Annotated in this window: 26 protein-coding genes; 10 read left to right on the forward strand and 16 right to left on the reverse strand. The window is 46.8% G+C overall.

Annotated features, from left to right (window positions below; translation table 11 throughout):
• Positions 1-28: 28 nt before the first annotated feature.
• A complete protein-coding gene (locus L5M40_RS17955) occupies positions 29-1,120 on the reverse strand; it encodes a branched-chain amino acid aminotransferase (RefSeq protein WP_263177008.1) in 1,092 nt (363 codons plus the stop codon).
• A 229-nt stretch (positions 1,121-1,349) separates the two neighbouring features.
• On the opposite strand from L5M40_RS17955, the gene L5M40_RS17960 reads away from it, so the two are divergent.
• Both L5M40_RS17960 and L5M40_RS17965 read left to right on the forward strand, forming a co-directional pair.
• Positions 1,350-1,622, forward strand: a complete 273-nt coding sequence (locus L5M40_RS17960; protein WP_131524943.1) for a Rho-binding antiterminator — start codon at positions 1,350-1,352, stop codon at positions 1,620-1,622.
• A 13-nt stretch (positions 1,623-1,635) separates the two neighbouring features.
• On the forward strand, positions 1,636-1,977 hold the full coding sequence (locus L5M40_RS17965; RefSeq protein ID WP_113941614.1) for a hypothetical protein: 342 nt from the start codon (positions 1,636-1,638) through the stop codon (positions 1,975-1,977).
• A 150-nt stretch (positions 1,978-2,127) separates the two neighbouring features.
• Here the strand turns inward: L5M40_RS17965 and L5M40_RS17970 are convergent, their stop codons facing one another.
• Entirely contained in the window at positions 2,128-2,481 is a 354-nt protein-coding gene (locus L5M40_RS17970; protein WP_173248029.1) for a RidA family protein, read from the reverse strand.
• An 81-nt stretch (positions 2,482-2,562) separates the two neighbouring features.
• Positions 2,563-4,056 (reverse strand): Na+/H+ antiporter NhaC family protein, encoded by a 1,494-nt coding sequence (locus tag L5M40_RS17975; protein WP_263257000.1) that lies wholly within the window; start codon positions 4,054-4,056, stop codon positions 2,563-2,565.
• A 179-nt stretch (positions 4,057-4,235) separates the two neighbouring features.
• Between L5M40_RS17975 and L5M40_RS17980 the strand changes: the two genes are divergently transcribed.
• The gene (locus tag L5M40_RS17980) at positions 4,236-4,457 is read left to right on the forward strand and encodes a cell division protein ZapB (RefSeq protein WP_006083484.1); all 222 of its coding nucleotides are present in this window, start codon (positions 4,236-4,238) and stop codon (positions 4,455-4,457) included.
• Here L5M40_RS17980 and L5M40_RS17985 read toward each other — a convergent pair.
• From L5M40_RS17985 to L5M40_RS18015, 7 genes are all read right to left on the reverse strand, one after another.
• On the reverse strand, positions 4,454-4,666 hold the full coding sequence (locus tag L5M40_RS17985; RefSeq protein ID WP_006083486.1) for a DUF1107 domain-containing protein: 213 nt from the start codon (positions 4,664-4,666) through the stop codon (positions 4,454-4,456). The genes L5M40_RS17980 and L5M40_RS17985 overlap by 4 nt on opposite strands.
• 505 nt (positions 4,667-5,171) lie before the next feature.
• Positions 5,172-5,780: a thiol:disulfide interchange protein DsbA/DsbL gene (locus tag L5M40_RS17990; RefSeq protein WP_168826000.1), complete on the reverse strand. Its 609-nt coding sequence runs from the start codon at positions 5,778-5,780 to the stop codon at positions 5,172-5,174.
• Positions 5,781-5,909: 129 nt separating this feature from the next.
• Positions 5,910-6,932: a serine/threonine protein kinase gene (locus L5M40_RS17995; protein WP_219254229.1), complete on the reverse strand. Its 1,023-nt coding sequence runs from the start codon at positions 6,930-6,932 to the stop codon at positions 5,910-5,912.
• Positions 6,933-6,934: 2 nt separating this feature from the next.
• Positions 6,935-7,282, reverse strand: coding sequence for a DUF3630 family protein (locus L5M40_RS18000; RefSeq protein WP_219254227.1), 348 nt, complete (start codon positions 7,280-7,282; stop codon positions 6,935-6,937).
• A 13-nt stretch (positions 7,283-7,295) separates the two neighbouring features.
• Positions 7,296-8,750, reverse strand: coding sequence for a protein adenylyltransferase SelO (locus L5M40_RS18005; RefSeq protein WP_263257001.1), 1,455 nt, complete (start codon positions 8,748-8,750; stop codon positions 7,296-7,298).
• 9 nt (positions 8,751-8,759) lie between these two features.
• A complete protein-coding gene (locus tag L5M40_RS18010; RefSeq protein ID WP_113941607.1) occupies positions 8,760-9,071 on the reverse strand; it encodes a hypothetical protein in 312 nt (103 codons plus the stop codon).
• 143 nt (positions 9,072-9,214) lie between these two features.
• On the reverse strand, positions 9,215-10,051 hold the full coding sequence (locus tag L5M40_RS18015; protein WP_263257002.1) for a hypothetical protein: 837 nt from the start codon (positions 10,049-10,051) through the stop codon (positions 9,215-9,217).
• A 273-nt stretch (positions 10,052-10,324) separates the two neighbouring features.
• Here L5M40_RS18015 and L5M40_RS18020 point away from each other — a divergent pair, with 273 nt between their 5' ends.
• From L5M40_RS18020 to L5M40_RS18035, 4 genes are all read left to right on the forward strand, one after another.
• The gene (locus tag L5M40_RS18020) at positions 10,325-10,684 is read left to right on the forward strand and encodes a DsrE/DsrF/TusD sulfur relay family protein (protein ID WP_006083495.1); all 360 of its coding nucleotides are present in this window, start codon (positions 10,325-10,327) and stop codon (positions 10,682-10,684) included.
• A 147-nt stretch (positions 10,685-10,831) separates the two neighbouring features.
• On the forward strand, positions 10,832-11,230 hold the full coding sequence (locus L5M40_RS18025) for a nitrous oxide-stimulated promoter family protein (RefSeq protein WP_071940633.1): 399 nt from the start codon (positions 10,832-10,834) through the stop codon (positions 11,228-11,230).
• 57 nt (positions 11,231-11,287) lie between these two features.
• Complete coding sequence (locus tag L5M40_RS18030) at positions 11,288-12,202, forward strand: hypothetical protein (protein WP_168826004.1); 915 nt, start codon at positions 11,288-11,290, stop codon at positions 12,200-12,202.
• 152 nt (positions 12,203-12,354) lie between these two features.
• On the forward strand, positions 12,355-12,939 hold the full coding sequence (locus L5M40_RS18035) for a YSC84-related protein (protein WP_105250489.1): 585 nt from the start codon (positions 12,355-12,357) through the stop codon (positions 12,937-12,939).
• Between the two features lie 147 nt (positions 12,940-13,086).
• Here the strand turns inward: L5M40_RS18035 and L5M40_RS18040 are convergent, their stop codons facing one another.
• The 6 genes from L5M40_RS18040 to L5M40_RS18065 form a co-directional block, all read right to left on the reverse strand.
• Complete coding sequence (locus L5M40_RS18040; protein ID WP_263257003.1) at positions 13,087-13,941, reverse strand: universal stress protein; 855 nt, start codon at positions 13,939-13,941, stop codon at positions 13,087-13,089.
• A 32-nt stretch (positions 13,942-13,973) separates the two neighbouring features.
• On the reverse strand, positions 13,974-15,464 hold the full coding sequence (locus L5M40_RS18045) for a SulP family inorganic anion transporter (protein ID WP_263257004.1): 1,491 nt from the start codon (positions 15,462-15,464) through the stop codon (positions 13,974-13,976).
• A gap of 456 nt (positions 15,465-15,920) precedes the next feature.
• Positions 15,921-17,171: an organoarsenical effux MFS transporter ArsJ gene (arsJ, locus tag L5M40_RS18050; protein ID WP_168826005.1), complete on the reverse strand. Its 1,251-nt coding sequence runs from the start codon at positions 17,169-17,171 to the stop codon at positions 15,921-15,923.
• Between the two features lie 5 nt (positions 17,172-17,176).
• Positions 17,177-18,187 carry an ArsJ-associated glyceraldehyde-3-phosphate dehydrogenase gene (locus tag L5M40_RS18055; RefSeq protein ID WP_263257006.1) on the reverse strand — a complete coding sequence of 337 codons (1,011 nt, stop codon included), beginning with the start codon at positions 18,185-18,187 and terminating at the stop codon, positions 17,177-17,179.
• A 189-nt stretch (positions 18,188-18,376) separates the two neighbouring features.
• Positions 18,377-19,375 (reverse strand): permease, encoded by a 999-nt coding sequence (locus tag L5M40_RS18060; RefSeq protein WP_263257007.1) that lies wholly within the window; start codon positions 19,373-19,375, stop codon positions 18,377-18,379.
• A gap of 90 nt (positions 19,376-19,465) precedes the next feature.
• On the reverse strand, positions 19,466-19,813 hold the full coding sequence (locus L5M40_RS18065) for a metalloregulator ArsR/SmtB family transcription factor (RefSeq protein ID WP_263147605.1): 348 nt from the start codon (positions 19,811-19,813) through the stop codon (positions 19,466-19,468).
• A 357-nt stretch (positions 19,814-20,170) separates the two neighbouring features.
• Here L5M40_RS18065 and L5M40_RS18070 point away from each other — a divergent pair, with 357 nt between their 5' ends.
• The 3 genes from L5M40_RS18070 to arsH all read left to right on the forward strand — a co-directional run bounded on the left by L5M40_RS18070 (position 20,171) and on the right by arsH (position 22,695).
• On the forward strand, positions 20,171-21,454 hold the full coding sequence (locus L5M40_RS18070) for an arsenic transporter (RefSeq protein WP_263257009.1): 1,284 nt from the start codon (positions 20,171-20,173) through the stop codon (positions 21,452-21,454).
• 87 nt (positions 21,455-21,541) lie between these two features.
• Positions 21,542-21,976, forward strand: coding sequence for a glutaredoxin-dependent arsenate reductase (arsC, locus tag L5M40_RS18075; protein WP_198573266.1), 435 nt, complete (start codon positions 21,542-21,544; stop codon positions 21,974-21,976).
• Positions 21,977-21,993: 17 nt separating this feature from the next.
• Positions 21,994-22,695, forward strand: a complete 702-nt coding sequence (gene arsH / locus L5M40_RS18080; protein ID WP_105253012.1) for an arsenical resistance protein ArsH — start codon at positions 21,994-21,996, stop codon at positions 22,693-22,695.
• Positions 22,696-22,702: the final 7 nt, after the last annotated feature.

Genomic DNA, 22,702 nt, shown 5'->3' on the forward strand with positions numbered 1-22,702 from the left:
GGAGCCTTTAAACATCACCACAAATTCCTTACTTTGCTAAACGTTCAACACGCTTAACCCAGCCTTCAGGACCTTTAATATGGCCCTTTTGGATTTCGGTATACAGTTTATAGATGCGCTGAACATGCTCGCCCACTTCACCATTACCGACAGTGACAACATGGCCATCTTCAAAAATGTAGGAGCCCACAGCAGAAACCACGGCCGCCGTCCCAAAACCACCCGCCTCGATAATTTCACCTGATTCAATATCAGCGATAAATTTATCAAGCATGACAGTCTCTTGGCGCACTTCACAACCGAGCACCTCACCCAATTCCATAATGGATTGCGAGGTGATCGACTTCAAAATAGTATCTGTGAAGGTTGGAATAATCACAGTGCCATCTTTCAGAATGTGGAAATGGTTCATCGCGCCCGCTTCTTCAATCTGTTGATTGGTCGAATCGAGATATAACACTTGCGATGCACCAAAGGCTGCCGCTGCTTTACCCGCACGCAACGAAGCAGCATAGTTACCCGCGGCTTTTGAGGCGCCAGTGCCACCCGATACAGCACGATGGAAAGTTTTGCTGATCAGTAAGCGTATGCCTTTGTTCACGCCAGCCGCGTAATAAGCGCCACTTGGGCTTAACACGACACAGAAGGTATAACGCGAACTTGGGCTCACAGAGAGGCGGTCTTCGGTCGCAAAAATAAAAGGACGAATATACAGACACGCGCCTTCTTGCATCGGGAACCAGAGGCGATCGACATCGATCAACGCATTGATCGCATCCATCTGCATTTGTTCATCGATATTGGGAATACAGACGATATCGGCGGAGCGATTCATCCGCTCGGCATTCTTATTAATACGGAAAGTATAAATCTCGCCGTCTTCATGCATAAAGGCTTTAGCGCCTTCGAAGATCGACTGGCCATAATGCAACGCCATTGCACCCGGTGCCATTTCAAATGGTCCATAAGGAACGATGCGCGGATCGCACCATTGTCCATCATGATAATCCATCAAAAACATATGATCGGTTCTGAGGCTACCAAAGCCCACATTCCCCTCGGGCTTGAATTGCTCAGTACGGCGCTCGGACGCAGGTTTTAAATTGTAAGTTATTTCCATCGCATACCACCTTGATTACTGAACAAGCAGACTAGGGAGCGACAGGAATAAAGTCAAGAGGGGCGCGCATATCTAAAGGTCTAAGCAAATAAAAAACTCGCTAACACGCTTGGTTCAACTTTTCACACGGCCTCAGAGACAGGATAAAACAATCCGCATTGGGTCACACATAATGCCAATGGCAAGTATTTTTGCCACAATAGGGTCGAACTCCCAATGAGATGATCCAATGTCAGATTATAAAATGATCCCCTGCGCTCACTACGACTATCTCGAACTCGCCTGTCTGCGTGGTTATCAACTCAAAATTGAGCTTATTGATGGCACCCAGTGCCAAGGTAAAGCCATCACCACGCAGACAAGAGCCGACAAAACTGAGTGGCTTATCATCCAACTGCAACAAACTAAACAATCCCTTAGACTCGACCATATCGCCGCCATCACGCCCCTCGAGCCTAATGCTGAATTTAGCCGAGTACTCATTGCGGCCAAGCAACCCTAGCAAAGGATATAACATGGCAACTATGATTTTATCGGTTGAAATCGGTCACTGGATCGGTGGGCATAACGGCAAATACCCCCATCTCATTGAATTTGATATGGCACATCTGGATAGACCCTTTCAGGTCAGCGAAGGTTGGGGGCATGGTTTAGGAGGCTCCGCTTACTCACTCGCACAATTTGTCGAAACGCCTTATTTCCTCAAACTCAAAACCGAGGCTCCTTGGGCGTTTGCCATTATCGAACAAGGCTTAGCCCAACAAGATATTGAGACTATCGCCACCGCACTCTCAGAACAATATGGGGATCATCCGCCGCTTGTCCCTGCACATTTAATGGAATACTTATTAGGTTAAAGCTAAAGGGTTTTGTTAGAAGAGAGTGAACGTGCTGAACAATACAGGTTTAGTTAGTGAGGTGTATTGCGGAAAAGCTTCACCGAGTCATGACACTCGGTGACAGGGATCGAAACAGGCTTCTTAACTGGACGAAAAATAGCTTAGCGCTTAAACCGCAACCGCCGCAATCACAGAAACTTCAACCAAATATTCTGGCTCGGCAATAGCGGCTTGCACACAAGCGCGGGCTGGCGCATGGCCTTTAGGCACCCAAGCATCCCATACCGCATTCATTGCATCATAATCACCCATATCTTTCAGATAAATAGTCGCTGACAGTAAATGCTCACGCGAACTTCCCGCCTGCGCTAACAAGGTATCGACCTCCTCAAGCATAGTGACAGTTTGCTCGGTGATGCCTTGATACTTGTCCTTCGCCACTTGACCACACAGATACACAGTACCTTGGTGGATCACTATACTGCTCATGCGGGTACCTACATCTAAACGGGTAATACTCATATTGATAATCTCTTAAATCAGATGCACTTAAATAAATGGCTCAGCAAGAACCGAATCGGCCATTTTAGCGATAAACTGGCTTTATGTCTGCGCCACGAATCTGGGCAAAGGTGAATAAAAACGTGCCATCAAGACAAATAATCCTAGACTACAGCTCACCACGGCCAGCCACACTAACGGCGTCGCCACGGCTAAATTGACTAATTGAAATCCGACTAAGGCTGCACATGCCGCGATCAAAGCAAAGGGCAACTGAGTCACCACATGGTCATGGGGAGCGCAACCTGAGCTGGTCGCACTGAGCACGCTGGTATCTGAAATGGGCGAGCAGTGGTCGCCAAATACCGACCCCGCCATCACAGCGCCCAGTACAGGTAACAACAAATGAGGATCCAAGTTATGGGCAATCTCTGCGCCAATAGGGATCATAATTGCAAATGTTCCCCAGCTTGAACCCGTCGCAAAAGCCATTATCGCGCAGAGTAAAAACATTCCCGCTACCAGCAGGTGCGGAGAAAGATAAGCCTTAGCCCAAGCAGCCAACAATTTAGCGACGCCAAGATCTTGGATCACAGCGCCAATCATCCAAGTGCAGAGTAAAATCGCAATGGCGAAGGCGATCATGCGAACTCCGTGGCTCAAATCCCCCACTAACGCCGTTAAACGTCGCCCAGACAAGCCTAACATGGCAAGAGTGACTAAGGTTGCCAACAAACAAGCATCGCGCATAGAAGCGCCAATATCAGCCTTAGCAAGCCAAAGTGACACATCCCAAGAAGAGACCTGCTGAGCCCCCGACCACAAAGTTAATCCCACTGAAGCAGACAGCAGAGTCAGCATAGGGATTGCGAGCAGCCAAGGATTTCCCTTAACCTCGACCGTATTGGAGGATTCCACAGCAGTAGCAGCAACAAAAGAGTGAAAACCCACGCCATACCAAGCGACGAGCACGGACAAGCCTAAGGTCACTATGGCGTAAAAGTTAAATAAGGCCACCTCAATAAAGGCTTCCAGCGGCGACACGGGCAAAAAGCTGATCCCCGCGATAAGCGCCATCACATAGGGGCCCCAACTGGAGAAAGGCAATAGCGCACATAAAGGCGAAGCATTGGAATCAACTAAATAGGCGAGCTGCTCATGGCGAATACCATAACGCTGGCTGAGCGGCTGACACACATGGCCGACAGCAAGACAACTGAAAATCCCATCGATAAACACTAACCAACCGAGAAATACGACCCCAAGACGCGCCTGACGTTCAGTACGAATACGGCTATACAGCCAATCACCAAACTGCCCCACGGCACCGCCACGTGCTAACAATTGCGTCATGCTACCGAGCAATAACATGGCGAACAGCACATTGAGATGCCACGCTTGCCAAACACCTTGGGCATAAAATTGTTTTACACCGATATCAAGCAAATACAACCCAGTTTGCAGAGGATCAAATTGGGCGATTAATAGGGCACCAGAGACAATACCTACACCTAACGCCACCAGCGTGCGGCGTAAAAATAGCGCTAAAGTTAAGGTCAACAGTAGCGGGAGTATGGCGAGCAAACTAGGCGACATGGACCATTCCGATAAAAAATAAAACCAAGAATACTAACGAGTTAATAACAAATGCAAAAAAACTTAATTTAGAACCCAGTAATAGGGTGTTTTTTAACCAAACGGCAAGAATCGCTATTCCTTAAGTTCTAGGCACTGCTAGAATCACAGTCCCATCCAGAAACCATAGGACTCTCCAGATGAGCCTTGAATTACTGTCCAAACTGGAAACCAAAATCCAGGCTGCACTCGAAACTATCGAGCTTCTAAAAATGGAGCTTGAAGAAGAGAAGCAAAAAGCGTCTACGCTGAGTGAGCACAATCAACAATTGAATGCGCAAAACCAGCAACTACAAGAAGAACTCACTTCTTGGAACGAAAAAGTGACTGGCCTTGTTGGCTTGTTAAACAGCGAAATCTAAACTGCATTAGTTTGATGATGCTGCGCTTCGATCAGTTCGTTCAATTCTAAAATAGCCTGCTTCACTTTTGGCAGGCTTTTTCTTGGCAGTAAAAACCGTCCCTTCTCAAATTCCAATCGTCCTAAATCTTTAACCCAAATAACACCAGTGAGAAAAATACGCGCGTGCTTAACGATAAGCTTAGGTGCGTAGACAGGAAAAACTCTCATATGACCACCTACAAGCATTCTTGTTGTTATTGATTACAGTTGTTTGACAGAAGCTTTGCCACTTGAGTTTCATCGTTAGAGTGGTATTTTTTATCTTTTATCGCCAAAAATACTTAATCGTTTGATTTAGTTAAACTATGAATATGTCACCCTGTGAGCAAAAAAAGAAGATCGCCATAATAATGTCACTTGCCAATTTTTTGACACTCTGCTAAATTATTAGCGTTACTCAGGGTAAAAATGAGTCCTCTGGCTCAAGTCCGTACTTTCTTTTACAAGAAGTACGGTTTTTTTTGCCCATTTTTTGCCTCGTCTTTATTCCATAAGTTCAAACGACTAGCCTACAGAGGCCTAACTCAGTACGTTAAACTCCCTATCAAAGCTTTATTTGCCTTGTTGTTGCCAACCCCCCAATAAAAAAGAGCCCTTAGGCTCTCTTTAACATGCAATCGATACAATATTATCATCCGCTCATATGACAGCAGTGCGGGTAACGCCTATCGAACTATTTTTTTGCTAGGTAGAAAGCAATTTCTAACAGCTCGTCGTAGGATTTGATTGCCCCTGTTTCAACACGGTACTTACCGTTAACAACCAGAGCAGGTACACCCGTCAGCTTAGCGTTTTCAGTATCACGCTTCATCTTTGCCATTTGCGCCTTTACCATGAAAGACTCTGCGGCCGCATCGAAGGTTTTACCATCGACACCGTTAGCAATAAACACAGCACGAACATCATCGCGATTAGTAAAATGCTGTTTCTTCTCATGAATAGCAGAGAATAACGCCGCATCCATTTTCTCATCGACGTTTAACTGATGTGCGACTGCAAATGCGCGTGACATTTCAACCCCCATCTCTTTGCCGATAAAATCAACGTGTGCTTGGTTAAACGCAACGCCTTCTGGCTTATCGGTGAGAATTTTTGGCACTACGGTTTTAGAGAAAGTAAAACAATGCGGACAATAGAAAGAGAAAAACTCAGTAATCTCAGGCTTCGCTGTTGCTGGGCCATCGTTAATCACTGTGTAATGCACACCTTCTTGGTATTCCACAGCCGATACTGCCAGTGGCGCCAGTAACAGAGCCGCGGCCATGAGTAATACTTTTTTCATGAAAATTCCTTAAATCATTTTGATAAATTGGCTGGAGACTAACATATTCCATTTTTTGAGTGTAACTCAAGCTTAAGAGTTCAATCTAATGTCACAAGATACGTCTGTGAAATCATATTTTGCTCAATGCTAATACGGCACTAGGCTCAGTGGTGGTTCGCTAAGGGCAAATAATTGCTCTTTGAACGCCAAAATCTGCTGTTCCCAATACTTTTCATCCCCAAACCAAGGGAAGTTCATCGGGAAGGCCGGATCGTCCCAGCGACGGCCAATCCACGCGTTGTAATGCACCATACGCAGCGCCCGCAGCGGTTCAATCAAGGCTAACTGCCTTGTATCAAACTCACAAAATTCTTCATAGGCTTCGAGTAAGATCTCAAGCTGCATCATTTGCTGCGCTCTATCCCCGGTTAGCATCATCCATAAATCTTGAATCGCCGGTCCCATGCGAGCATCGTCTAAATCGACGAATCCGGGACCGTCTGGCGTCCACAAAATATTGCCTGGGTGTAAATCGCCGTGTAAGCGAATGGCCGCAAAATCTTGGCGATCCCAAATCGCATTCGCCTTAGCCAGCACCTGCTCTACTACGGTAAAGAACGGCAAGCGTAGGCTATTAGGCACCAGATTAGATTGCTTTAACCACGCGAGCGGCTCGGCGCCTAAAATCTGCGGATTCAGTGGTTCACGTTCAGCAAATACCGTTTGTGCCGCGTACTGGTGTATCCGACCGATGAACCGCCCCACTAATTCCAGCTGCTCTAAATTATCGACTTCGAAGGCGCGACCACCTAAGGAAGGAAACAGGGTAAATCGATAACCTTGGTACTTGTGTAACGTATGGCCTTCGATAATTACAGGTACGGCAATCGGGATATCTTCTGCCGCGAGTGCGAGCGCATAATCATGTTCCTCTTGGATCTGCGCATCGCTCCAACGGTCTGGGCGATAGAACTTCACCACATAGCGCAGTCCTTCATCGCTACGGAACTGATACACGCGGTTCTCGTAACTGTTCAGCGCGAGTAAGCCCGTTTCCGGGTACACGCCCAGACTTTCAATCGCATCTAAGATCAAATCCGGTGTTAGGGCTTGAAAATGGAACTCTGCACCACTGGAACTCGTAGTCGGTGGCGTCATATTCTGACTCATATTCAGTTCACTCTTAGGTGAGGTTGCAGCAAAGTGGCTAAGTATTCCAGCACCTCAAAATCGGCTTCTCGTTCGGTCGAGAGCCAGCAAATGTTGCCGTAAAACTCATAATTGAGCCATAACTGGCTGCCTTCAAATTCTAATAACCATTGATGCCTGTCGGCGCCCCACTGACGCTCGCGCACAGTGCAATCGAGCGCCGCTGCTAAAGGTTCGGCAAAGTCAGCGAAACGATCAAAATCGATATCCGCACTGACCGCTAAACTTAAGGCACTTCTATCTAAGCGAATAGTATCTAAACTAATGGTATCTAAGCTCATGGCTTTTAAATGTGTGCTTGGTAATTTCATGCTTGTTATCCCATCAACTACTACATGACATGATCAAACCTTGGCCCCAGTCCGGTGGACGCTTGGCTAAGTCTTCATGCTCTGCGTGTTCGGCAAAGGGCTGAGTTAAGATTTTTTGCAGCAAATGCAGCGGCGCAAGATTACCCTCTTCTACTGCGATTATCGCCTCTTGGGCTAAATAGTTACGCAAAATATATTTGGGATTCACACTATTGCGCTCAGTTTGCCACGCAGGGATATCCGCTACTGCGCCCAATCGCTGTTGATAGGCTTGATACCAAGCATCAAACTGACTGACATCGATAAAATCATCCCGCAGCGCACTGTATTTGCTGGTTGGATCTAACTTACCTAATTGACGCCAAGTCTGAGTGTAATCGAGTTGATTTTTCTCCATCAGCACAGTAAATCGACCTATGAGTTCGAGATCCTGTTTGTCCTGATCCGCCGACGGAACATCAACGGTAGAGAGACCCAATTTCGCCCGCATCAAGCGCAAATAAGGCTGCACTAGCGCCTCTTGGTATTGATTAAGAATGGCAATTAAGTCATCGGATGGGATCACTGGTGTGAGCGCCTGCGCTAAACGTTGCAAGTTCCACAAACCGACGCCCGGCTGCTGACCAAAGGCATAGCGACCTTCGGGATCCGAATGATTACAGATAAAGTCTTCTTGGAATGTATCGAGGAACGCAAAGGGACCGAAGTCAAAACTGTCGCCCAGAATCGACATATTGTCTGTGTTCATCACGCCATGGGCAAAACCGACCGCCTGCCAGTGGGCAATCATCTTAGCGGTATCTTGCACTACCTGTAAAAACCACGCTTTATAGCCTGCGGCATCACAACTCAAATGGGGATAATGCTGAGTAATAGTGAAGTTGAGTAATTGAGTCAGCTTATCGGCACGACCGCGCTCACTGTGGCAGAAAAACTCGAAATGACCGAAACGAATGTGGCTGCGAGCTAAACGTACGGTAATGGCTGCGGTTTCTTGGCTCTCACGCCATACGGGCAAGTCAGAGCCAATCACAGCCAAGGCGCGGGTCGTCGGCACATGCAGATGATGCAGCGCCTCAGAGACTAAAAACTCGCGCACTGCGGAGCGCATCACAGCACGGCCATCACCACGGCGCGAATAAGGCGTCGGACCGCCGCCTTTAAGGGCGACATCCCATACGCCATTTGGACCAATCGCTTCACCTAGAATGATCGAGCGTCCATCCCCTAAGCGCGGCGTGTAACCGCCAAATTGGTGGCCGCTATACACTTGGGCATAGTAAGTTGCGCCATCGACGGCAGCATTGCCAGATAAGCCCAATAACAACTCATCGGTGGGTTGGCTTAAGCCTATCAATTGGGCGGCGTCATTACTCCATGCCAGCCATTCAGGCTTAGTTATCCCTTGTGGATATACTTGCGAGTAAAACTCAGGCAGCTGAGTAAAAAAATCCTGTTTAAACTTCATCTTGTCCACCTATTGGCTCATGGTCTTGCAAACCAGCACCGACTTATCGTCGAACTCGCATAGGTGCCCACATTGATAAGATCCAAGGCCAAAACCACTCACGCCAGAACGACTTAGACGTTGCATACCATGAGCCTTGCTCTGGCATTGCTCTAGAGTATCGTAGTAACCATTAATATCTTCGGCCTGCAAAGGTGTCACCGGAATGGCACTCACATCGGGATAATAAAATAGGGTCCATTCTGGGGTTTTAGTACAGCCACTGAGTAGCAATAATCCAAGCCCGAATAAGACATTCGGTAAGGCATAACTTAGTTTCATTTTTCCCCTATTAAGCCCATAAAAAAAGCGAACCTTAGTTCGCCTTTTGCGCATTCAGTTAGCAGAGATTCTACACTGCTTAGACGAGGGAAATAACCGCTTTTCGACTAAGGGTTTACCCGCTAAGCGCTCCCTACAACATATCAAGCCGTGGTTGCTTTAGTCTGTGCTTTCTCAATCCGGTTGATTCGGCCCTCAAAGCCAGTGACAGTGCCATCGCTCAGCCCAAGCTCGAGTGCTTTGCGACAGATGACAATGGCGGCATTGAAGGCTTGGGTATCATTTAGCAAGGTGGCTAAATGCAGGAAACCGGAAGATTTAAGCTCAGTATCTTTGCCTTGCTCGGCGCTAGCCGCTTGGAACAGTGCAATATACTCTTCCGCTAACTGAGCACCATAGTTGAGATAATCCGCCGATTTACGCTGTTTGTAGCATTCAGCTATCATATTTTGCAGCGCGGTATAGCGAGCACTGGCTGACGTCGCTCCTTGATACTCCTCAAAGGCCCGAACTAAAGTCACATTCGCCCAAGCCCCTGGCGCACCGACCTCAGAACGTGTGTTCGATGCTGGCTCTGCGTCATCTTGGGCGTCAGCTTGTTCATCGGTAGGCGTAGTGCCTAAAATGATCACCACCTCTTCGTTATGGGCTGCAGGTATATCGACTTCGATGATATCTGTGTCTAGCGCCACCGAAATGCTCGCAGGGCTTTCGGTCTCACGGGGCATTAATTCGGCTTCAACTTCGATAACGGGCTCTACTTCAGCCACGCCAGTATCCTCAACCCTTTTAACTGGCTCAGGTTCTACACGCTCGGGCTCAGCAGCGGAGAAAATAGGTGCCTCTTCGGTGGGAACTACAGGTTTTACCGAGGTCGGCTTGGGTTTCATCGCCTCTTGTTCTTCTTTCGCCAATCGCTGCGCGCGAAGGAATAAAAACACCCCGACAGCAATCAGTATAAATACGACTAAGATCTTCATTCTTGTTCACCTTTGATGGCCGCTTCTCATCAGAAGCCGTGTCAATGGGTTTGCCAACGTCCATCAGGACAGTGTCCATGGCAACCGAGTCTAGCTAAAAATTGAGCAGAGATTAACCGCTATTAAAGTCCATTGTGTCGGTGCAAATCAAGTATTTATGCCTTTTTATACGATCTTGCGCTCAAATAGTTATAGCCAATTGCGCTAGACTGGCACAATCGAGTTCCCTAATCCCCCCATCCACCTGCTTATAACAAACATAAGGAAAACCTGATGCAAAGTATTCTTATCGTGGCCCATGCCAGTCCCTACGGAACAGAAAAGCTATTTAATAGCTTACGCATCGCATTAGCCCTGAAGGATCAGGACGAGCAAGCGGTCGATCTTAAACTTTTTCTCATGTCAGATGCCGTGTTTGGCGCACTCAAAAATCAAACCACACCTGACTTAAGCTACAACCTGCAGCAGATGTTTGAAATTCTCTCGGCACAGCAAGTTCCGATTCTACTTTGCAAGACCTGCGCTCAAGCACGAGGCGTCACTGCGGAAATGATTATCGAAGGTGCACATATAGGCACACTGCAAGATTTAACTCGCTGGACACTGGCCGCCGACAAAGTGATGCATATCTAAGGTTTATTTTTAGGTGTGACATTGGGGATAGTTGGATTATTTAAAGCCCCATTTTGTGCGCACCTTCATAAATTGGCGCTTTCGTTTTGTCAGCGCCAATTTCACTGCCTATGATGGGATATCCGAGTGACAAGCTAAGGTATTCCAATGGGCACAGCCACACTGCTTACGGGCAAACTCCTGTACGAACACCAAACCATTGCCGCAATGGTGACAATTTATTGCAAGGCGAAACACCAAGGCCAAGACGCGACGAGCCTATGTGCAGATTGCATTGAGTTATTGGATTATGCCGCAACACGCCTAGATCGCTGCCCCTACGGACAAAACAAACCCACCTGTAATAAATGCCCAGTGCATTGCTACAAACCCGCGCAGAAACAAATCGTCAAAGAGATCATGATCTTTTCTGGTCCACGGATGTTATTACCGCATCCCGTTCGTGCAATCAAACACTTACTCGCGGAACGCATCCCTGTTCCCAGCGTTGTGCCCGAGGCGGCTTCAAATCGTCATCAGCGCATAGCAAGCCAACAGAAAAACTAACGGCGATACTTTTACCGAGCCGATTTCCCTGATATAACAGGGCTCGAGGTATCGCATATGAACGAGTTTCATAGTTTTTTCACTCAAGCTTACTGGTGGTTGTCATTATTTGGAGGCGTACATTGCCTTGCGTTAGCTATTTATATTCGCTATTTTTATCACCCAGACGCTAACCAAAAACTCCTCGCCGCTTTCTTAAGTCTTATTGCTTTATACTTCCTCACGGGTATGTTAAACCGCGATAACAGTCCAATTCCCATTCATATCCTATTCAATCTGATTAACCCCATCTATTTTTTGCTCATGCCTTTGCTCTATCTCTATTGCAAACGCAGTTTAGCACCAACCAATAAACCGCTAGGGTTTTCAAAGCATTACTGGCCATCTGCATTAACATTAGTTTTCGCCATTTTAGATATTGCCCTAAGATTAACTGCGCATCCCATTAACGAGTGGCAACCCATAGCTCTGATGCTTAAAGAAATGAGTATCAGCCAATGGGGTGCTCTACTCCCAGCGCTGTTATCTGTACAAACCTGTTTTTACTTTATCGCGCTGTGGATGTTGTTTCGTCGACATAAACGCAATCAAAGAGATGTCACTCAAACCCAAGAGGCGCTCGGCACCATTCGGTTTCGTTGGCTGATAAGCTTGACCTTGGCCATGTTGTTGAATTGGTTAATCCGCGTATTTGTGGTGATTTTGCCTTTCTATCTTGGTGATAATCTATCGCTACTTTCCCACGCATTGCCAAGGCTGACCTTACTACTGAGCATGTATATGCTGGCGGTATATGGGCTAAAGCAAATCACCCGCTCTGCCTACTTAAAAGGCCGCATGGCCGAACCAGAGCTAGAGCAACGCCCACTCGTCATTGAAAATATTCTCACCCCAGAGGAGTATGAATTTTTGCATCAAGTTCAGCAGGACGATGCAGAAAAAAACCAAGGTTCTTCGCCACCTAAGAACTAATTGGCGAAACTGCACTCCAATCATCACCACCAATATCACTCCAACCATTAAGTCGAACACTGAACCTAAGCTGACACATATGTCACTTTTGGCTGTCATTTGTGTCGATAAAGGCTAGTCTGGAACAACTAAAGACTTGAAGAGGCGTTACCATGAAATCATTTTTAACAGCCATTGCGGCATCAACATGCCTTATTGTGAGCCTATTTGCTGCCCCAACTGTACATGCAGATGAAAGCTACGATCAGGCAGTAGTCAATTTCCAAAAAGCGAAAGAAACCAGTAAATTTTTCGACACAGCCTATGGCTATGCTTTATTCCCAACTGTGGGTAAAGGCGGAATTGGGATCGGTGCAGCCTATGGCAAAGGCCGAGTCTACCAAGGCGGTGCCTATATGGGTGATTCGAGTCTGACTCAATTATCCATCGGTTTTCAATTAGGTGGGCAGGCCTACAGCGAGATCATCTTCTTTAAAGATGCCAAAGCCTATGAAGCCTTCACGAGCGGCAGTTTCGAGTTTGACGCCCAAGCGTCGGCAGTTGCCATCAACATGGGAGCAAGCGCTCAAGCAGGAACCACAGGCAACTCAGCAGGCGCAGGCCAATCGGGTGGTAATCGCTCAGCAAGCGGCTCTTATATCAACGGTATGGCGGTATTTACCGCAGCAAAAGGCGGCTTAATGTTTGAAGCCGCTCTTGCGGGTCAAGCCTTTAGCTTCGAGCCTAAAGCTAACTAACACGAACCATTCGACTGTGATATCAAACGGCGAGCCTAAATGCTCGCCGTTTTTTCTTAAATGATTACCTCAAGCTTCTGACTCAGATGTTCTAACTAAAACCAAGTCATTAGGATTGAGCGAAATAAGTTGAAATGCATATTTAACTTAGCGAAGTAATAACAAGGGGATATGGCTTTTACTGATCATCCTTGTGGTATTACTACCCACAAAAAACTCCCGAATACGCGAATGACAATAGGCGCCCATCACCATAAGATCGATTTGATGCTCAAGTTGATAGATCTCAAGAGCCGTTTGCACTTCTCCCTGACAAACGGCGGTAACCACATTGAAATCCGCCGCAATCAGAGATTCGGCCACCAACGCCAGTTCAGCTGTCGCCAGCGATTGATCATCAGACACCATCACTAAATGACATTCGAGCCCTTTAAGTAGCGGACTGCTTACAACTCGATCGAGAGCTTTTCTTGCGGTCACACTGCTATCATAGGCGATCATAAATCGAGTCGGTGCAGTAAACTCGTCCATCACCACTAAAATAGGCTGCTTAAGCGTGCGAATGACGTTTTCTAAATGGCTGCCAATGGCCTGCGTCTGATCTTGATGCTGCTCCCCTTGACGGCCCATCACCACCAGTCTGGCATGGGATTCTTGCTCTAACAGAGTTTCGACTAAATCGCCGTGACGCTGCAAGGTTTCAACCACGACTGCGGGTTGTGCCTCCACGATGCGCGTTTGCGCATCTTGCAACATATACTTACCCTGCTCGAGTGCCAGCTTGCCTCGGCGCGCTTCGAGCTCAACCATTTCATTGAGCAAGTGCTCCCGTGTACCTAGGCCAATATTTCCTGACAGATTTGACTCTATTGGATAGGCTGACTTATCCAATACATGCAATAGAGTTACTGAGGTATCCAGTTGCTGAGCGGCCCAGCTACTGGCGTCACATACGGCGAGTGTCACTTTTGAACCGTCGATACAGGCAATCACATTTGTCATCGTTATTTTCCTTTTCCTGTGTTGCTAAGGGCTTAGTGACCAGACATCATGTTTTCAACGTCTTCAGGCTTATCGTGCACCCCAAATTTATCGACTATGGTTGCACTGGCTTGGTTAAGGCCAATTAACTCCACTTCAGTTCCCTCGCGACGGAATTTAATCACCACCTTGTCTAGGGCCGATACCGCAGTAATATCCCAAAAATGCGCTTGAGATAAGTCGATAGTCACCTTATCAACCACTTCCCTAAAATCAAATGAATTACTGAACTTATCTGCCGAGGCAAAAAAGACTTGCCCAATAACTTGATAATGGCGACCTGCGTCGGCAGCAGCCGTTACACTCTTAACCACCATAAAACGGCCCACTTTATTAGCAAAGAACAGAGACGCGAGTAATACCCCCACAAATACTCCCATAGCTAAGTTATGGGTAGCGACCACCACAGCAACGGTCGCCACCATCACAAGGTTGGTTGATATTGGATGATGCTTAAGATTACGAATTGAATCCCAAGAGAAAGTACCGATAGACACCATGATCATCACGGCAACCAGTGCCGCCATAGGGATGAGCTTTAACCATTCGCCGAGGAATACAATCAATATGAGTAGAAATACCCCCGCTGAAAAAGTCGATAACCGTCCGCGGCCACCCGATTTAACGTTGATGATCGACTGACCAATCATAGCGCAACCGGCCATACCGCCCATTAAACCCGCGCCGATATTGGCAATACCTTGGCCCTTACACTCGCGATTCTTATCGCTTTGGGTATCGGTTAAGTCATCAACTATGGTGGCGGTCATCATAGATTCCAGCAAACCCACCACGGCAAGGCCGGCCGAATAAGGGAAGATGATCATCAGAGTTTCAAGGGTCAATGGCACTTCAGGCCAGAGGAAAATAGGCAAAGTATCAGGCAGTTGTCCCATGTCGCCGACAGTACGAATATCTAACCCCATATAAACCGCAAAAAGTGTTAATCCGACAATACACACGAGAGGCGAAGGTACGGATTTACCAATCACAGGGATGAGTGGGAATCGGTAAATGATACCGAGGCCAGCTACCGTCATCGCATATACGTGCCAAGTCACATTGGTCAGTTCGGGCAACTGGGCCATAAAGATCAAAATCGCCAACGCATTCACAAAGCCCGTCACCACAGAGCGGGAGACGAAACGCATCAAGCTTCCTAGCTTTAAGTAACCCGCGGCAATTTGCAGTACACCGGTTAATAAGGTCGCAGCGAGTAGATACTCGAGGCCGTGTTCCTTCACTAAGGTCACCATCAACAACGCCATAGCGCCCGTTGCGGCAGAGATCATACCAGGACGGCCACCTGTAAACGCGATGACCACTGCGATACAGAATGAAGCATACAGGCCGACCTTAGGATCGACGCCTGCAATAATAGAAAAGGCAATCGCCTCAGGGACTAACGCCAGTGCAACCACAATACCGGCTAACAGATCTCCGCGTATGTTGGAGAACCACTCTTTTTCCATGGTTTGTATCATGTCACTCACTCTGATTGAAATTTAATCATATCTTCCAATAGCTAATATCAACACTTGACTCAAATGTCAGCGCATAGCCAATAAGGTACTTATGCGTCAAGGTGACGAAATGCAATTGGGATTATGGGGTACTGCAAAACAACTACCGAGTCGGTAGCTACTAAGGACGGATCTTAACGATCCAAGAAGGAAGGATTAAACTAATGCGGCTTAATGATCATCACCGAAAAATAACCTCACTTATATGAGCCAACTCAAATTTGACTGCATTAAAAATAGTTGTGCTATTGAGAATAGCGACATAATGACGTGTATAAAACAGGCCGGAGTATAGAGAGTTGTTTGCTCAAAATCAAAAAACTTCAGTTAACATCAGAGTGATTAAAATACCCAACATACTTTGGTCGGCATTGAATAAAAACAACCGCAACAACTCAGGGATAGCTTAGGTAAGTATTAAGCACCATCTGATATCGCTTTATGCCGAGGCAGTTTGATTGAGATAAGCGCCGCTAACGCAATAAATGCCGCCGATATCCACAGACAAGCCGCCATGCCATACACTTGATACACCCAGCCAGACAACACAGTGCCGATCAAGCGTCCCATAGCATTCGCCATGTAGTAAAAACCCACATCTAACGATACGCCATCTTCATCCGCATAACTGACGATAAGATAGCTGTGTAATGAAGAGTTGATCGCGAATAAGGCGCCAAACAGCATCAATCCCCAAATCAGTATATTCTCGGCATGAAAGTCATAACTTATCGCCAGCGCAATGCCTGCTGGCACTATGCTCAATATCGCCGCCCAACCTAAGGCGCTACGTCCATCGGGAACCTTGTTTTTGCCCGCCGACTTTGTCCCCGTCAATCGAGGCGCAAAGCCTTGCACTATGCCATAACCTATCACCCAGAGTGCGAGAAAACCGCCGACATACCAATGATCCCAACCAAAGGTTGAGGCCAAATAAACGGGTAAAGCCACCACAAACCACACATCCCGCGCACCAAACAAAAACATGCGTGCGGCAGAAAGCGTGTTTACCGCCGGACTCTTAGAGAAAATTTCCGTGAACTTAGGTTTGTTTTTGGCTTTACCTAAATCGCGCTGCAAACTTAACAGACTAAAAATCCACACCAGCAATAGGCCAATCGCCATGCCTAACACGGCCAGCTGGAATCCAAACAGGGTCAGCAAGGCGCCGCCCAAGAAGAACCCCGCGCCCTTTAGCGCATTTTTGGATCCAGTGAGCATGGCAACCCACTTATACAGCTCACCCTGAGCATCATTGGGCACCAACAACTTGATACTGCTTTTTGCACTCATTTTATTGAGATCTTTAGCGATACCCGACAAGGCCTGCGCCGCCATCACCCAAGCAACCGTCAGCATACCGCTAGGCACAAGCAGCATGCTAAGGGCAACAATCTGCATAAATAGGCCCACATTCATGGTCTTATTTAAGCCTAAACGCGCCCCGAGCCAGCCGCCGACTAAGTTCGTTACCACCCCAAAGATTTCATAGAAGAGGAATAGCATGGCAATTTGCAGTGGGCTATAACCTAAGCCATGAAAATGGAGCACCACTAACATACGTAATGTGCCATCGGTGAGCGTGAATGCCCAATAGTTGCCTGTGACCACCAAATACTGGCGGATCTCGGGTGATATGTTAGACAAAAAACCAGTCAGCTTACCCATAAAGCTTATGCCTTATCCATCAGACCGACCATGCGGGCCAGTTCGACGGTGCGATTGGCATAGCCCCACTCGTTGTCATACCAAGCGTAGAGTTTGACCTGAGTGCCATTGATAATCATGGTCGATAACGCATCGATAATGCTCGAACGCGGATCGGTTTTATAATCGACCGAGACTAATGGACGTTCCTCATAACCTAAAATGCCTTTTAGCGGTCCGTCTGCCGCTTCTTTTAACAGGCGATTGACTTCAGCTTCGGTCGTTTTGCGACTCACCTCAAACACGCAATCGGTTAATGAGGCATTCGCTAATGGCACCCGCACCGCATGGCCGTTAAGCTTACCTTTGAGTTCAGGGAAAATATGGGTAATTGCCGTCGCTGAGCCTGTTGTCGTAGGGATTAGGCTTAAACCACAGGCCCGTGCACGGCGGAGGTCTTTATGCGGCGCATCTAAAATTGTTTGAGTGTTGGTAATATCATGAATGGTTGTCATGGAACCATGCACTATACCGAGGTTTTCGTGGATCACTTTGACGATTGGCGCCAAACAGTTAGTGGTACAGGAGGCCGCAGTCACAATCGGATGAATGGCTTTGTCATAGAGTTGATGATTCACCCCCATGACAACGTTTAACACGCCCTCTTCTTTAACGGGCGCTGTGACCACAACGCGTTTAACGCCTTGATCTAAATAAGCTTGCAGCACTTCTTTGGTTTTCATCTTACCCGAGGCTTCAATCACAACATCACAACCGGACCAATCGGTTTCCCCGATGGTTTTATTGCGTGTACAGCAAATACGCTTGCCATCGATAATGATGTCATCACCATCGGCATTGGCTTCGTACTGCCAGCGACCATGCACAGAGTCGAATGTCAGCAAATGGGCTAAGGTCGCCGCATCCCCTGCGGGATCATTAATCTGCACAAACTCAACCTCTTCCCAGCCCCAAGCGGCGCGTAATGCTAAACGTCCCATACGGCCAAAGCCATTTATCCCGATTTTGATTGTCATACCTGCATCCTTCACACTCAGTTTGATATTAGGTGTTTTATATTATTTTTTTAAGATTAAAGCGTTATCTGTTCGATATAGCCGCGCTAATGCCCTTCTAGTTGGCAATGGCGGTAATAATCTCAGCGGTTTTAGTGTATTTAGCGCATCCACTACCTAATACTTTGATATTTAACATTTTTATAATTCTCACGGAATGGGACCTATAGCGTTAAAGATCCAACCGATTAAGGTGAATGAAATCAATAAAATAGCAAAAACGATGGCCAGCAAACGCCATTGCATCACCTGCTTGAGCAAAATGAACTCGGGAAAACTGGCGGCAACCGTAGACATACAAAATGCCAATGTCGTCCCTACGGGCAAGCCATTAGTGATAAGGCTCTCCATGATAGGAATAACCCCAGTCGCATTGGAATACAGAGGAATACCAATCAATACCGCCGCAGGAACCGACCACCATTGACCATCGCCTAAGTGGGCTTCGATCCAACCGTCAGGCACAAATCCATGGAGTGCGGCGCCAAGCCCAACCCCAATAATGACCCATTTCCACACTCGGCCAAAAATCTCTAGGGTCTCGCCTTTCGCAAATTCATGCCGTTCCGTTAACGTCATGGATATTGATGTCATACCCTCGTTATTATCGTGACTTGCTTGCGCCTTACCTTGTTCGAGTGCTTTGGCGGCAAAGGACTGCAGCCAACGCTCAGCGCGAATCGTGTCCAAAAATGCCCCCGCCAACATACCCACTGACATGCCGACTAGCACGTATATCACAGTAAACTTCCAGCCCAGCAGACTCACAAGCAACAGAACGGCGACTTCATTAATTAACGGCGAAGTGATCAGAAATGCCATAGTGATCCCAACAGGGATCCCCGCGGAAGTGAAACCTAAAAAAACAGGAATGCTCGAACATGAGCAGAATGGGGTAACAGCGCCAAAACCCGATCCCATAAAGTAACCGACAAAACGATTTTTACCCGCCAAGTAATCCCGAACACGCTCAACATTGAGCGAAGCCCGCATCAAAGCGATGCCATAAATCATCAGCAACAGGAGCGCAAAAATCTTAGTGGTATCTTCAATAAAAAAATGGATGGCGTCGGCGAGCTTAGTATTGGGCTCTAAACCCATCAAATCAAAAGTTAACCAGCCCGCTAAATCTGAAAATATTTGCAGCATTGTTACGCCACCTTAATATTAAGCAAAACTTTAGACACGTAAACATATGAAAAAACGTATATTTGAGGTTAAATTTTTGCTGCTAGTCTTCTAGCAGCAAGCTTTAGCACGGTCAGGACGCCCGCCCATCTTGCACAAATTACGCATATTTTCTTCAAGGAATACAGTGTTTTGGTTGGTAACTTCACTCAGCACTAACTGACTCCATTTGGGTAAGTCATTATTGATACGATAGAAAATCCATTGCCCCTGACGGCGATCAACTAATAAACCGCATTTACGTAATTGGGCCAAATGTCGCGAAATCTTAGGCTGGGTCTCTTGCAATGCCTCGGTCAATTCACAGACACAGAGCTCCCCCTCTTGCTGTATCAACATCATGCAACGCAAGCGGGTTTCATCGGCTAAACATTTAAAAAACTGGGTTGGATTAATCATTGATGCCCTTAGACTGAACTAGTACAAACATTTTGATCCTTTTGTTAACTTTCCTAAAGGCTCATTCAAACAGCAAGCTGTGAGCGGTAAGGAACAACACTCGTTTTTCATGGCTATGGATCTTTTGGAAAGACCTTGTACAATATATACGAATTTTCATATATGTAAATATCCGTATATAAGATCACCTTAAGTTTTACGCATTAGTCAAAATGGTGTTTGAGTATAGTGTTCAACACTAAGATATATAAGAAAATTCACATGTAAAAAATCATTCAAACCCACCGACAATATCGTTAGGTGAGGGCATTATTTTATGGTTACGGGTAGACAATCTCTACTCTTTGAGGAGCTTGTATGTGGTTAGCAGGGGCAATTTTTGTTCTCACCATAGTGTTAGTAATTTGGCAACCTAAGGGGTTAGGCATAGGTTGGAGTGCTACCTTGGGCGCCGTATTGGCCCTACTACTGGGTGTGGTGCACTTAGGGGATATTCCTGTGGTATGGAATATTGTCTGGAATGCGACCGCCACCTTTATTGCCGTGATCATCATCAGTTTATTATTGGATGAGTCGGGATTTTTCGAATGGGCCGCGCTGCATGTGGCCCGTTGGGGCAAAGGTCGTGGGCGTTTACTCTTTACTTACATAGTGTTACTCGGCGCGACTGTTGCCGCCTTATTCGCCAATGATGGCGCGGCGCTGATCCTCACCCCCATAGTGATTGCTATGTTACTGGCTCTTGGCTTTAGCGCCGGAGCGACCTTAGCCTTTGTGATGGCGGCGGGTTTTATTGCCGATACCGCGAGTTTGCCGTTAATTGTCTCTAACTTAGTGAATATCGTTTCCGCGGACTTCTTCAACATAGGCTTTAACGAATATACCGCTGTGATGGTGCCTGTCGATATTGCCGCTATTATCGCCACCTTAGTCATGCTGCATCTGTTTTTCCGCAAAGATATTCCCACGACCTACGACTTGCAAAAACTGCGCGAGCCTAAGGCCGCCATTCGCGACCCTCAAACCTTTAAAACCGGTTGGGGCGTATTAGTCTTACTCTTGGTGGGCTTTTTTGGCTTAGAACCCCTCGGTGTGCCCGTGAGTTTAGTCGCTGCCGTGGGTGCCCTGATCCTGTTTATTGTCGCGAAAAAAGGCCATGCCATAGATACCACTAAGGTACTGCGCGGCGCGCCATGGCAGATAGTGATCTTTTCACTCGGCATGTATTTGGTTGTTTATGGTCTTCGCAACGCAGGCTTAACCGATTACCTATCAAGCGTATTAAATAGTTTGGCTGAACAAGGGCTTTGGGCTGCCACTATGGGCACAGGCTTCTTGGTCGCCTTTTTATCGTCCATCATGAACAACATGCCAACGGTGTTAATTGGCGCCCTGTCGATAGACGGTAGCAATGCAACTGGCGTGATTAAAGAGGCCATGATTTACGCTAACGTGATTGGTAGCGATTTAGGTCCTAAAATCACCCCCATCGGCAGTTTAGCAACCCTGCTATGGCTGCATGTACTGGCGCAGAAAAATATTAATATTACCTGGGGTTATTATTTCCGCGTCGGCATTGTGATGACGCTACCGGTGCTATTTGTCACCCTAGCGGCACTGACGCTGCGCCTCTCCTTCTAATCTTCGTCCATGGGCACTAGAGCATCTGTTTAGTGCCTATGGATAAATTTATAAGCGATTATTTATCAGAGACATGTTATGACTAATATGATTGATGACAGCATTAAGATTTACCACAATCCAGCCTGTGGCACATCGCGCAACACTTTAGCATTGATCCGTAATAGTGGAGTCGAACCCCAAATCATCCACTACTTAGAAACGCCGCCCTCCCGCGATGAATTACTTAAGTTAATTAATGAGATGAAAATCTCTGTGCGTTCATTGTTACGCAACAATGTTGAACCATTTGAACGACTAGGACTTTCTGAAGACACATTTACTGATGAAGAACTGGTTAACTTTATGCTGACTTATCCCATTTTAATTAACCGTCCTATCGTCGTTACGCCGCGAGGCACAAAACTCTGTCGCCCGTCTGAGACAGTGCTTGATATTTTGACCAAAGCACAACAAGGCCCTTTCACCAAAGAAGATGGCGAAATCATCATTAATGAACAGGGACAAAGAGTTCGCACATGAAACCACTAAACCACGATATGCCAGCACTCAAACAAGAATTAATGGTTAATAACATGGATATGGACTGTTTTAATCTAACTCCTCTAACCCATCCGCCTAGAATACTGATGCTTTATGGCTCAGTACGAGAACGCTCCTATAGCCGACTGACGACGGAAGAAGCCGCTCGACTATTAACACACATGGGCGCAGAGGTGCGTATTTTTAACCCTTCTGGACTTCCACTTCCTGATGATGCGCCTGACAGTCATCCCAAAGTCATGGAACTAAGAGAAATGGTACGTTGGTGCGAAGGTATGGTGTGGTGTTCACCAGAACGCCACGGTGCGATGACCAGTATTATGAAAGCCCAAATCGATTGGATCCCTTTGGCTGAAGGTGCTGTCCGGCCTTCACAAGGTAAGACATTAGCAATAATGCAGGTGAGTGGTGGTTCACAGTCCTTCAACACACTAAACCAAATGCGTATATTGGGACGATGGATGCGCATGTTCACCATACCCAACCAGTCTTCAATCGCAAAAGCTTGGTTAGAGTTTGACGAGGCAGGCCGAATGAAACCTTCGCCTTACTACGATCGCGTAGTTGATGTTATGGAGGAATTGATGAAATTCACTTTACTCCTGAGGGGCAATGTTGATTTCCTCACGAACCGATATAGCGAACGCAAAGAAAGCGCTTCAGAGCTATCAACCCGAGTAAATCAAAAAGAAATATAGATTAAAC

The sequence above is a fragment of the Shewanella sp. SM68 genome (assembly GCF_025653925.1).
GTDB lineage: Bacteria > Pseudomonadota > Gammaproteobacteria > Enterobacterales > Shewanellaceae > Shewanella > Shewanella oncorhynchi.